The following is a 12,667-nucleotide window of genomic DNA, read 5'->3' on the forward strand; positions in this document are numbered from 1 at the left end:
TCCCAACCACTCCGTATAGTGAGTGGCCGGGATATGAAAAGTAACGGCTGTTCACTCTTTATATGATAGAACATACTACTCGGGTGTGAAAAAAAACTCAATGAGAATCTAGCTAAAACGCCCGCGGCTTATCCCATACTTTCAGTCTCGTTCCAATATCATGGATCAACGCATAACTGTAACATTCATACGCCCAGGCGACATCCTCGATCGGCATGCCTTCCAGCGATACCAGAATAATTTCCTCATCAGACTCCCGCCCCGGTTTCTTCCCCCGGATAATCTCCCCCAGACGGATCAGCGAATCTCTCTCGATCAGGCCATCCTCGATCATATAGACGAAGTCCTCACCCATACATCCGGAATGCTTGCGAATACCGTTTTCGTCATATCCCAACTCGTCCTCCTCTGCATAGTTTTCATACATCCCATAATTGTCGATCACCTTTTTCAGATCCACAATACTGCTATACTCCATGTTAAATGTACTGGATGAAATATACAAAAGTCCTGGCTTCATCCATTCCTTCTTCACCTCCGGCCACTGACCGTACATGCATGAGATCGCTTCACTGACAATATCGGCGTCTCTGACCGCCTCCTCCATCGTCGTACAGAGGATAACCTGTTTTACTCCCGGATAATGATCTTCTATATATTCCTTCATGCGCAGCGCCGTTTTTGAGGTCCGTGAGCTGCCCTTGAGTTTTATAATTTCAATATCAGGGCGCACCGTCATAATCGACATCAGACAGGCTTTGTTGACTACCCCGCATCCCAGCAGAGATAAGACTTTTGCGTCATTAACCGCCAGGTGCTTCGCCGCCATCCCTGGCATAGCCCCTGTCCGCATAGAGCTCAACAGATTTCCGGACATATATGCCAGAGGCTTTCCTGTCTCCACATCATTGAGCATCATCATTAAAATGGATCTTGGCAGACCTAACTCCCGGTTATTTCCGTTGGATCCATACCATTTTTCTCCAGCCACATGAAACCGGCCGCCCAGATAAGCCGGCATGGCAATAAATCGACGATCCCGGGAATTATTGATCGGAAAATTTTTGATCGGGGATTTTTTGGGAAAATACAGCATCAGACCATGGGCGTCGTTATATGGTCCTCCCATGAGAAAATCTCCATCCTCCAAAAGCCCGATCATCTCTTCCATAACATCCACACATCGCGCAGCGTTCTGCACACCCGCGTCCACCATATCGTCCTCACTTAGATACAGAAAGCTCACCTCCGTACTCTCTGATTCCACATTGCTTTTTCTTCCAGCCGGTTCAAATTCCACATTCCTGTTTTGCTTCATATTCCTCATCTCCCAACGTATAAATAATTCTTTGTTTTTGCGTTCTTGCGAATCCTTCCTTTATGCCATATATGGTGTATCCCATAATTTTAATTTCAGGCCGATTCCTTCCTTCAGCGCTTTCATATAACATTCATGCCCCCAGCCAACGTCGAGAATCGGCATACCGCCGAGACTGACCATAATAATTTCGTCCTTCGAGGTTCTTCCCGGCTCAATTCCTCTTACAATCGCGCCCAGATGCTGTACGTCCGCTTCTTCAATCTCTCCGGCCTGAATCATATTGACATATTCCATTCCCGGAACACCAGTGGGCAGTTTGTTTCCGTTCTTGTCATATTCCTGATAAACCTTGATGTATTCCTTATACATTCCCAGATTGTCAACTACCTTTGTGATATGATCTTTTGTGAATTTATAATCTATTCCGATAGAGCCCGAGGAAACAATCAGGCAGCCATTTTTCAGCCAGGAGGAATCAATCTGGGGCCATTTTCTCGGTTCTACGGAGACGCCCTCACAAATGATGTCCACGCCGATCACAGCCTCACTCAGCTTTGCGCATATTATAATCTCCTTTAACTGCGGATATGTCTCCTTCGCGTATTCCGCCAGTTCGGCTGCAGTCCTTGATTTCTGAGAACTTCCTTTAATCTTCAACACCTCAATTGTCGGTGTTTTTGACATAATTGCCATAAGCGACGTCTTATTGACAACTCCGGCTCCAATCATGCTCAGTACCTTTGCATTTGGAGGGGCCAGATACTTTGCCGCAAGTCCCGGCATGGCCCCGGTTCGCATCGCGCTCAGAAGGTTTGCCGACATATAAGCCAGGGGCTGTCCTGTTTCCGCATCATTGAGGGTAACCATCAGGATCGATCTGGGCAATCCCCGGTCACTGTTGCGCCCGTTGGATCCGTACCATTTCTCACCTACCATGTGAAATCTTCCCCCCAGATAGGCCGGCATAGCCATAAATCTCCGATCTCTGGAATCCTCCAGGGGAAATCCGACGATCTCCGACTTCTTGGGGAAAATCAGCTGGATTCCATGATCGTTATGTGCCTTTCCACCCATCAGATAGTCTCCCGCACTCAGCAAACTCATCACTTCGCCGACCGTATCCACACACCGCCCCGCGTCGAGTACCCCTGCCTTTATCATATCCTCTTCATTCAGAAATAAAAATTCGATTTTTCTCTCATCCATCTCAAGTTTTCTCCTTCCGTTGTCCTTATTCCTATCCCAAGCATGTCACCGTACCGGTTTAAACCGATCATAGCGCAGTGCTGAAATATCAACCGACGTCTCCTCTTCCAAAGCCATTTGAGCCAGCATCAGCCCCACCGCAGGAGCGGTGCCGAATCCATGACCGGTAAATCCGCATGCCAGAATCATTCCGGGTACCTCCTCCACCTTGCTGATCACCGGAACCCCATCGTGGCACATGTCAATCCAGCCCCCCCATGTCCTGACAACCTTGGCATCAGCAAGAAGAGGAATATACCCGATGATGGCCCGGCAGCCCGCGGAGGCCGTAAGCGAAGAGGTCTTCAGTTCATCAAGAGGCATATCGATATCGCCCTCCAGCCCGCTGTCCGATCCGAATACGAAGGAACCATGTCTGGACTGATGTCCGTAAAAATCACCATCCGCCGTTCCCAGCATAATGTCGAACATATGCGGCTGCATTTCCGTCACCAGCGCCTCTTCAAAGTAAGTATACAGGGGAATATCCACCCCTACTGTTCTGGATAGATACCGGCTCTCATATCCGGCCGCCACAATCACCGTTTCCGCCTCAAATATCTCGCCGTTCTTCATAATAACCCTGCGCAGTCTTCCTCTCTGTTTTTCCAGCTTTTCTACTTTTGCGTCCGTAATAAAACGAACGCCCAGCTCTGTCGCTCTTTTGTAATACGCAAGTGTCGTAAGCATCGGATTTGCGTGTCCATCCGTTGGGCACCAGCTTGCCCCGATCACTTCATCGGACAGGTACGGACAGATCTCCTTTACTGTTTGGGCGTCCACTACCTTCATATCCAGGCCAAGTGCTCTGGATCCAGATGCAAGTCCTTCCAGTTTTTTGAGGTGCTTTTCTGTCTTTCCCAACCTAAGATTGCCCCGCTGATAATATTCCACATCCACGCCCAGCTCCTCCGAGAGTGTCGGCCACATATTGTTGACCGCATACATAGCGTAGGGCAGTTCCCGCATATCTCTTCCTGACTGCCGCACGCCTCCGCCGTTTCTTGAAGATCCGCCATGCCCGATGCTCTTATCGGCCTCCAGCACGATTACGTCGCAGACGCCTTTTTTTGCCAGATAATAGGCTGCGGCACAGCCATTGACTCCGCCTCCGATGATAATCACATCTGCTGTCATTTTACTCATCACATGCACCCCCGTCTCTCGCCAGAATTTTCATCTCCGTAGGCCGCATCGGCACTCTTGATGTCGCCGGTTCAATGTCCAGAGGCGATACCTTCAGCTCTCTGGCCACGATTCCCTTCACAAGCTTTCCGCAGGTCTGTCCCTGACAGAGCCCCATACCTGTCCGCAAATATCTCCGGATTTCTTCCATTGTGAACATCCCGGCATGCACCGCCTGACGTATCTCTCCTTTTGTCACTTCCTCGCAGCGGCAGATCAGCATATCATCATCCGGCTCCTCTCTATAGGGGCCGATCGCTTTTAATTTTTCCTGTACATCCACCATTGTTTTTCCTCCTCAGACTGCCTTGAAAAATCTGGCCTTCATCACCATATCCGAAGGCACCTTCATTGTCAGGAGACTCGTATGATCAAATGCCTGCGCGGATCTGACCTTTACGACCTCCGCCTCACAAATCCTTGTTCCGTCTCTTCCCAGAGCAATACCCTTCTGTCCGGCGGCCGGCAAGGGTAAGAACTCATAAGGCAGTGTAACTGTACCGTACCCATCCTCACACTTTTCTTCCACAAGAAAGATAGCCTGTCCGGAGCAGGACGCCACACACATTCCGCAGCCGATACACTCTGCTGTTCCATCTACAACCGGAAGGGAGGTGATATTGCTTCCAATGCTGATGCATCCCTTCGGGCACGCATCCTGACAGGGATTGCAGGGAATGTTCTGGGTACACTCGATCACCGGATGCGTCCCGGCTTTCCGAATCACGCCCGGATACTTTTCCACCTCATTGTCCGCCAGGAATCCATGCTCCAGCAGACTGACTGAGGTATCAATTCCTTCTTCCGTCTTTTTCATAAATTTTCCTCTGTTTTCTGGGGCAAACATTCCCTTCCGCAGACTCTCCAGTGCCTTTTCCAGCTCTTCCACTCTGGTGTGAGCTGCTTTTTCTTCCAGATATCCAAGATAGCCTGCGATCATTGCACCGGAAATTCTTCCTTCGATCATCGCGGAACTTGCTTCCTCAATACCGGCAACATCTCCCGCCGCAAAGATTCCCGGCACAGATGTTGCTCCATACTCATCGCAGTCCGGAATCAGACCGCCCGGCGTATCCTTCATCCGACACCCGGCCTGTTTTAAAAGCTGTGACATGGGGGAAAGACCAACCGCCACGCAGACAGTATCTACCTCAAATGTTTTTTCCGTTTCGGGAACAAAGCGGAAGCTCTCATCCACCTGTGCAATGGTTACTCCCTCCACTGCCTCAGTCCCGGCCGCCCGAACAATCGTATGAGACAGATAGAAGGGAACTCCGCACCGCGCAAGCTTAGCCGCATGCACTCCGTATCCGCCTATTCGAGGCGCCGCATCGACAACAGCGACAACTTTGCAGCCCGCCTGCATCAGCTGATAGCTGACAACAAGACCTACATTTCCGGATCCCAGCATCAAAACTTTATTTCCCGGCTTGATATGGTGAAGGTTCATCATCGTCTGAGCTGCTCCTGCTCCGATCACCCCCGGTTTTGTCCATCCTTCAAAGGTCACCATGTTTTCACTTGCTCCCGTGGCGATCAATACGCTGTCTCCTTTATAATGCAGGATCTTCTCACCGATCCGGACAGTTATTTCTTTTTCCGGATAAAGACCGATCACTGTTGCGTTTAATACCACCTTTACGCCCCATTCTCCTGCTTCCTTCAACAAATCATTGCCAATTTTAAATCCTCGAATTTTCGCTTTGTGCTCCTTTGAGCCAAAGAATTTGTGGATCTGTTTAAACAGCTGTCCGCCCGGCCTTTCATTTTCGTCAAATACAGCGGCCCGAGCTCCGTTTTTCGCCGCCTCGATGGCTGCGGATAGTCCCGCCGGCCCAGCACCGATCACGATCAGATCATATCTCTCCATAGGCTCACACCTCCCCTTCTTTTTCCGATGCGCCATATTGTGTCTTTACCACCATCCCCTCCTTGAGCGGGGTAATGCAGGTTCGTACATTCGGCTTTCCGTCCACAACCATAACACAGTCTGTGCAGCGGCCGATAGCGCAGAACACGCCTCTTGGCTCATGCCTTTTTTTAGTATAACGGTGCGTCATCACGCCCGCGACCCGCAGGGCTGCCGCAATGGGCTCACCTTCAATTCCCTGCAGGATTTTTCCGTCATAGGTAAACGTTACCTGTTTTCCTTCCGGCGTATCTCCCAGAATGGGATGTGTCTGTATTCTTTCCATGAAAGACTCTCCTTCCCTTATGAAGTATTATTGTAACTATTTATGCCGATCCTGCACACTGCTGTTCCCCTTGTATTTTCTCCGCAGATATGTTAAACTCCTGTATCATACCAGAGTCATCGCTTATCCGGTTTCATCCATAGAGAGGAGCCCTATGAAAAACGATAAAACCTTCAAAATCGGCGAATTATCCAAATTTTTTAATATCGGTGTAGATTCCATCCGTTACTATGAAAATGTCGGAATCCTGCAGCCTTATCGGGATCCTGAAAGCAATTACCGTTATTATACTGTTGAGCATTTCCGTCGGATGGCACTCATCAGAGAACTGCTCGGACTTGGCTTTTCCACCGAAAAGATCCGGCAGTTCGTCACTGACCAAAACGTCAACAAAACCAAGCATATGCTTTCTGCAGAACTCTCCGCCATCGACGAACAGCTCCGGAGACTGGCATATACAAAAAAGCATCTGAAAACCCGCCTGGATTCCATCAACTCAATGATGGATCAATATGACAATGAACAGATTCGGGAATTGTCATTGAAACAGCGGCGCTGCATTATGGTAAAAGATCATAACATTCCTGACAATCTCGTCGACTATTATCTGATTCAATATATGAACCAGACCAAACAGTATGTCGGGACCATCGGCATCTGCGACTGCTATACGCTGGATCTTGAAAACAGCAACCCGGATTCCGATTATTACAAAACAAAAAATGTATTTTTCTACTCGGATTCCTTTATGAAAGCGGAATGTAACTATACCCTTCCCGAAGGTGTCTATCTGTCTATCCTGTATAAAGGTCACTTAAAAAAAACAAGACAGCTTCTTCCGACAATGTATCATTACGCCGGGGAGCATCAGTATGTCCCGAACGGAGATCCTATCGAATTCTGCTATATTGACGAATATGAGACCTCCATTGAAGACGAATATCTGATTGAAATCCAGCTTCCTGTTAAATCTGTATAATGCAGATACTGCTCACGGTCTTTTTCGTTCATTTACAGTGACTGTCCGGCACTGTGCAATCAATGCTGTCCTCTTCCTGTAAAACAAAACAATTTTCTCCGCCAATCCACGTTTCCAAGACCTTGGCAGTATAAATGGATTCTTTTGGAACAGCGGTCACATCCTGGCTGAGCACAACAAAATCCGCGTCTTTTCCGACCTTAATAGAACCTTTTCTGTCTTCCAGATAATTCTCATAGGCTCCGCCGATCGTGAGCACCCGCAAGGCGTCTTCGACAGAGATCGCTTCCTCCGGAAAATACACTTCCTTTGACGTCTTCGGCTCCATTCGATTCACCATCATATGCAGACAGAACATCGTATCCGGGGGAACTGTCACTGGAAAATCGCTGGCCTGGCAGACAGGAATCCCCTGCTCCAGAAATGAACGCAGATAATACATCCTCTCTGCCCGTTCCTTTCCCAGAAACGGGAGCTCCAATGGCTCATATAACGGCGTTTTAAAATGCCAGTACGGATTGACGACCGCAACTACGTTCAACTCCTTCATCCGCTTCGGATGATCCGGCTGACACACCTGTAAATGCGTGATTGCATTTCGATATTTTCCCGGAACCTGCTTTTGTGCCGCCTCGAATCCGTTCAGCGCCTCATCGATCGCCGCATCTCCAATCGCATGCACATGAATACCAAATCCTTCCTCCAGCGCCCTGATCATCCTTCGTTCTAATTCTTCCTGCCCGATCAGCACCGGGCCGCAATCGAAGGGTTCCATTTTATATGGCCTCCGCAGCAGTGCAGTATGTCCGTCCACGACTCCGTCCACAAAAAATTTGATCGTCTGGATCTGTACCTTATCGCAGCCTGAGAAACGCTCCCGATACATTACCGCCTGTTGAAAAAACTCTTCCGCGTCGTCCCCGGGATTCAGCGTCGGTGCCACACGATAGGTGATCTTCAGCTTTCCTTCCTTCTCCAGCTTTTCATAAGCATCAAAACGCACCGATTCATCCGCAGAATGACTGAGCATAGGTTCAAAGGCTGTAACAATTCCGTTGGAGAGTCCGATGTTTTGATAATACAGAATCGCCTTCTCATAATCCTCCTTTGTAATCTCTGGCAGGGCCGGTGTAATCAGATCGATGGCCATCTCCTGCAAAAAACCACTCGGTTCCCCATTTTCATTATGACTGATCTGACCGCCCGGAGGGTCAATAGTATCTCTCGCGATCCCTGCTGTCTCCAAGGCTTTTGTATTAACCCAGACCGAATGGTGGCCCTCGTCAGAAATGATTACCGAACGGTCGCTGACAACTGCATCAATGAGGTCTGCAGTCGGCCCCTTTGGACCGAACAGCCCTGGTTCAAACCCTCCGCCTATAATGGGGGATTTGCCCGGATGACTCTCCGCAAATTCCCGGAGCACTTCCTGGCATTTTTCAATGGAATCCACTCCTAAGAAGGGCCCCTTTGTCAATTCAACGGAGGAGCTGACATGCGCATGTCCTTCCGTAAAACCGGGTACGATGATTCCGACCTTATATTCCCTGATAACGGAACCGTCCGTCCAATATGCCATTACTTTCTCTTTCGATCCCACAGCAATAAACTTTCCATCCTCTATTACAAATCCCTCGGCATAGCAGTTCTCCTGCTCCGAAGTAAACACCTTTCCAAGTATGATCTGCCGTGCTCCCATATTTCACCTCCTGAAATTCACGCGTTTCTGCCTGTATCCTTACTATCGTTATTCTCCGCTCATCAACTCATTGTAAAGCGTATCCATGATCGCGGTCTGCTCGTCGCTGACGGATAATTCTTCATGATCAGGCCACATATCGGCGAATTCCTGGAGCATCGGATTCTCAAAATAATCCTTTGCAACACCCTCTTCAATCAGTTCTCTCTTCAATGCCGGAACACCGCCCCATTCATTGAGCAGCTTTATTGCGGATTCTGCAGAGTAGGTGTAGTTAATAAACTCATTTGCCAGCTTCTGATTCTCTGAGGACGCCGCTACTGTCCAGTACTGGCAGTACCCCAATGTCGTCTCCGGTACAATTTCGAATTTGTCCCAGTTTGCTTTGTCATCAAACATCAGTATATTGTAATCATAGGTGTATGCAACCGAGCATTCTCCTGTCTCAAGAGAAGAAATTGAGCTTGCTCCAAATGCCTTGATATTAGGTTTAATTTTCTGCAACAGCGCCTGCGCCTCATTGAGTTCCTTCTCATCCTGACTGTTCGGAGAATAACCAAGTGCCTTCAGTGCACCTGCATACAGTGAAATTGTCGCATTTGTGCTCCATACCTGTCCTTCCAGCGCCGGATCTGCAAGGTCCTCAAAGGAATCAATTTCTATAGGGCAGGTTTCCTTGTTTATGACAACGCCGGTATAAAGAGGCCCGGTAATCGGCAGGCTGTATGTCAGCTTCTCATCACCCATCGCGCCCTTTTCTACATATACCGGATCGATATTTTCATAATTCGTTATCTTGTCGTAGTCCAGCGGTGCAAGCAGCTCCGCATCCACAAAAGATTTCATATAGGCGCTTTCTATATCAATCACATCATACTCACTGTTTCCCTGCAGCATCTTTGCCAGAATGGTGTTGGTGTCTTCCACATAAGTGATATTGACATCCACGCCATACTCTTCTTCAAAGTCAGCAACCGTCTCATCCGAAACATCACCTTCCCATGTCAGCACGTTTAAAGTGCCTCCTTTAGAAGCGCTTCCTCCCTCCTCTGGTGAAGATCCGTCATTTCCACAGCCGCTTAAGGATCCTGCAAAAAGTACTGTCATACATAACACAGAGAGTGTTTTATTCATTTTCATCGTCTTTCCTCCTCCATTCTCAAATATCTAAACGTTCCTACAGATCCCGCGGTTTCTTTCTGGCCTTGACAGCCTTTATTGTCCGAATTCCGTCCACTGCCAGATAGATCACAACGCACAGTATGCTGACTGTAAATATAACTGTTGCAAGTGCATTGATTTCCGGGGAAATTCCCTTTTTCATCATTGAATAAACCTTCATCGGTAAAGTCGTCGTGCCTGCATCCGCCAGAAACGAGGTGATAATCAACTCATCCAGCGAGAGGGAAAACGCCATAAACGCTCCCGATACAATTCCCGGCATAATCTGCGGTATCGTGATGTGAAACAGCGTATAAATCCGATCTGCACCCAGATCCAGAGAAGCCTCTTCTATCGACGGCTCCATTCCCACCAGTCTTGATTTTACCGTTATATATACATAAGGCAGGCAAATCGTCGTATTACCAATCACAATTGCCGGAATTCCAAGGGAAAATCCTGATGTATTAAAAATCATAAACAAGGCCACTGCCAAAACAATCTCAGGGATAACAATTGGAAAATAAGTTGAATTTGTGATTAACTTCGCCAGCTTTCCCTTTGACTTTTTATATCCGATTGCCCCCATCGTTCCAACGACAGAGGCGAATATCGTGGTCAGAACCGCAATAAGTACTGTTGTTCCGAAGATGCCCCAAAGCTCACTGTCACCCATCAGTTTGAGATACCATTTTGTTGTAAATCCCTGCCAGACAACATTTGCCTTGCTGGTATTAAATGAAAACAGAATCATCACAGCAACCGGCGCATAGAAAAAAAGGAACAACAGCAGCACATAGGTTTTATGTAATCCATTGATAATCTTCTTTTTCTTCATAGGCTACGCTCCTAAATCATCCAAATCTCCGCCAAGCTTCGTGTAGATAAATACCATCAAAAAGATGATGACAGCCAGCACTACAGAAAGCGCCGCTCCAAAAGGCCAGTTTCTTGAGATTGTAAACTGCCGGTAGATCAGATTGCCAATCATGAGGCTTGTACCTCCGCCCAGCATATCCGTTACCATGTAGTATCCAATACAGGGAATAAAGGTCAGGATGATAGCCGCAAATACTCCCGGGGATGTAAGTGGTAATGTAACTTTACAAAATGTTTTCACCGGCCCTGCTCCCAGATCCTTGGACGCTTCGATCAATCCGGGATCCAGTTTCTCGATCGAAGAATACATCGGCAGCACTGCAAAAGGTAAAAACATATAGATCATACCTACGACAATCGCAAAATTGTTATAAAGCAGCGCCAGCGGTTCCTTGAGCAAGTGCAGCTTCATTAAGATTGTATTAATGATTCCGCTGTTGTTAAGAAGAATTACAAAGCTGTATAATACGACCAGCCCGCTGACCCACAGCGGAAGCATCAGCAAAATGGTAAGCAGCGAAGAGGTTTTGCTCTTCACCTTCGCGATAAACCCGGCCAGCGGGTATCCCATCAGGATCGTCAGTGTGGTGGTCCAGCCGGCCACAACCAGAGACTGTTTGATCACATCCGCGTACACCGGATTTAGGATTTCCTTGTAATTGTCCAGCGTTGGCGTATACTGGATGCTCCCCAGCGGCCCCTTTGTCATAAAGCTCATAAATGCCAGCAGGCAGAACGGTGCAATGATAAACAGCGCCGCCCATATCGTCATTGGCGCCTGCATAATCAGCGTTGTCATGCGCTCCCGCCTTGTTTTTTTCGGTCGTCCCTTTGGTCTGGGCTTTTCTTCACTCTTCTTCATCCGGATCACCTCCCTTGATATCCCGGAAGGAATCTGTGTTAATCAGATTCTTTTCCTTGATCACAATTCCCCAGGGCAGCTCCCAGTACAGATAGAGAAGCTCGCCCGTTTCCTCCAGATCTGCGGCATCAAAACGGTTGATCCGAATCTCTGTTCCGTCATTGAGGGTGATCATCATCTTGATCAGATTTCCCACGAAAATCTGTTCCTTCACCACACCCTTGATGGAGAATCCCTCTACCGGCGTCTTTGAAAATTTCATATGCTCCGGCCGGATCGAAACGGACACGCCGTCATTTACCTGAAATTTCTCCTTCGGATCCAGAGACACCAGTGCCTTTCCAACCTCGGTACCGATTACCGCCTGATTTCCCTTGACTTCCAGAATCATGGCGTCCAGCAAATTGGTTTCTCCGATAAAATTTGCAACAAATTTGGTTTTCGGATGCTCATAGATCTCTCTTGGTGTATCAATCTGTTCGATCCGCCCCTCATTGATAACTGAGATGCGATCGGACATCGTCAATGCCTCTTCCTGATCATGTGTGACATAGACAAATGTAATTCCCAGCTTTTTCTGCAGTCTTTTTAACTCAATCTGCATCTGCTTTCTGAGTTTCAGATCCAGCGCTCCCAGAGGCTCGTCCAACAGCAGTACCTTCGGGCGGTTGATGATCGCACGCGCGATGGCCACACGCTGCTTCTGTCCGCCGGACATCTGTGTGACTTTTCTCTTTTCAAAGCCTTCCAGCTGAACCATCTTGAGCGCTTCCTTCACACGCTCGTGTATCTCAGCCTTCGGAACCTTTTTCACTCTCAGACCATAAGCTACATTGTCATACACATTCATGTTAGGAAACAACGCGTAATTTTGGAATACCGTATTGACGTCTCTCTGATAAGGTTCTTTTTTATCAATTCTTTCATTCTGAACTTTAATTGTTCCCGAGGTGGGCATCTCAAAGCCAGAGATCATACGGAGTGTTGTAGTCTTTCCGCATCCCGAAGGGCCCAGCAAGGTCAGGAATTCGCCCTCGTCAATATTCATATTCATGTTCTTTACCACATGATTGTCTCCGTAGAGCTTTTCCACATTTACGATTGAAACAATCGGTTTGCTCATATCATCTCACCTCCCCCT

The 12,667-nt window shown here is 48.0% G+C and carries 12 protein-coding genes; 1 reads left to right on the top strand and 11 read right to left on the bottom strand.

The window, feature by feature from the left end; all coding sequences use genetic code 11:
• Positions 1-112: 112 nt before the first annotated feature.
• The 6 genes from BUA56_RS01240 to BUA56_RS01265 are packed head-to-tail and all read right to left on the bottom strand — an operon-like array spanning position 113 to position 5,946.
• On the bottom strand, positions 113-1,318 hold the full coding sequence (locus BUA56_RS01240; protein ID WP_072848403.1) for a tyramine oxidase subunit B: 1,206 nt from the start codon (positions 1,316-1,318) through the stop codon (positions 113-115).
• A gap of 60 nt (positions 1,319-1,378) precedes the next feature.
• Positions 1,379-2,527, bottom strand: coding sequence for a tyramine oxidase subunit B (locus BUA56_RS01245; RefSeq protein WP_072848405.1), 1,149 nt, complete (start codon positions 2,525-2,527; stop codon positions 1,379-1,381).
• Positions 2,528-2,572: 45 nt separating this feature from the next.
• Entirely contained in the window at positions 2,573-3,712 is a 1,140-nt protein-coding gene (locus tag BUA56_RS01250) for an NAD(P)/FAD-dependent oxidoreductase (protein WP_072848406.1), read from the bottom strand.
• Positions 3,705-4,037: a (2Fe-2S)-binding protein gene (locus BUA56_RS01255; RefSeq protein WP_072848408.1), complete on the bottom strand. Its 333-nt coding sequence runs from the start codon at positions 4,035-4,037 to the stop codon at positions 3,705-3,707. The genes BUA56_RS01250 and BUA56_RS01255 overlap by 8 nt, the downstream gene beginning before the upstream one ends.
• Before the next feature lie 12 nt (positions 4,038-4,049).
• Positions 4,050-5,621 carry an FAD-dependent oxidoreductase gene (locus tag BUA56_RS01260; RefSeq protein WP_072848410.1) on the bottom strand — a complete coding sequence of 524 codons (1,572 nt, stop codon included), beginning with the start codon at positions 5,619-5,621 and terminating at the stop codon, positions 4,050-4,052.
• 4 nt (positions 5,622-5,625) lie between these two features.
• Positions 5,626-5,946, bottom strand: coding sequence for a (2Fe-2S)-binding protein (locus tag BUA56_RS01265; protein ID WP_072848412.1), 321 nt, complete (start codon positions 5,944-5,946; stop codon positions 5,626-5,628).
• 154 nt (positions 5,947-6,100) lie between these two features.
• On the opposite strand from BUA56_RS01265, the gene BUA56_RS01270 reads away from it, so the two are divergent.
• A complete protein-coding gene (locus BUA56_RS01270; protein ID WP_072848413.1) occupies positions 6,101-6,925 on the top strand; it encodes a MerR family transcriptional regulator in 825 nt (274 codons plus the stop codon).
• 28 nt (positions 6,926-6,953) lie between these two features.
• Here the strand turns inward: BUA56_RS01270 and BUA56_RS01275 are convergent, their stop codons facing one another.
• Genes BUA56_RS01275 through BUA56_RS01295 form a run of 5 tightly spaced genes read right to left on the bottom strand, consistent with a single transcriptional unit; the run spans position 6,954 to position 12,649 of the window.
• Entirely contained in the window at positions 6,954-8,624 is a 1,671-nt protein-coding gene (locus BUA56_RS01275; protein WP_072848415.1) for an amidohydrolase, read from the bottom strand.
• A gap of 48 nt (positions 8,625-8,672) precedes the next feature.
• The gene (locus tag BUA56_RS01280) at positions 8,673-9,764 is read right to left on the bottom strand and encodes an ABC transporter substrate-binding protein (RefSeq protein ID WP_072848417.1); all 1,092 of its coding nucleotides are present in this window, start codon (positions 9,762-9,764) and stop codon (positions 8,673-8,675) included.
• A gap of 37 nt (positions 9,765-9,801) precedes the next feature.
• A complete protein-coding gene (locus BUA56_RS01285) occupies positions 9,802-10,623 on the bottom strand; it encodes an ABC transporter permease (RefSeq protein WP_072848419.1) in 822 nt (273 codons plus the stop codon).
• 3 nt (positions 10,624-10,626) lie between these two features.
• Complete coding sequence (locus tag BUA56_RS01290; RefSeq protein WP_084067549.1) at positions 10,627-11,526, bottom strand: ABC transporter permease; 900 nt, start codon at positions 11,524-11,526, stop codon at positions 10,627-10,629.
• Complete coding sequence (locus BUA56_RS01295) at positions 11,513-12,649, bottom strand: ABC transporter ATP-binding protein (RefSeq protein ID WP_072848421.1); 1,137 nt, start codon at positions 12,647-12,649, stop codon at positions 11,513-11,515. The genes BUA56_RS01290 and BUA56_RS01295 overlap by 14 nt, the downstream gene beginning before the upstream one ends.
• Positions 12,650-12,667 lie beyond the last annotated feature (18 nt).

This window comes from Lactonifactor longoviformis DSM 17459 (genome assembly GCF_900129135.1).
Taxonomy (GTDB): domain Bacteria; phylum Bacillota; class Clostridia; order Lachnospirales; family Lachnospiraceae; genus Lactonifactor; species Lactonifactor longoviformis.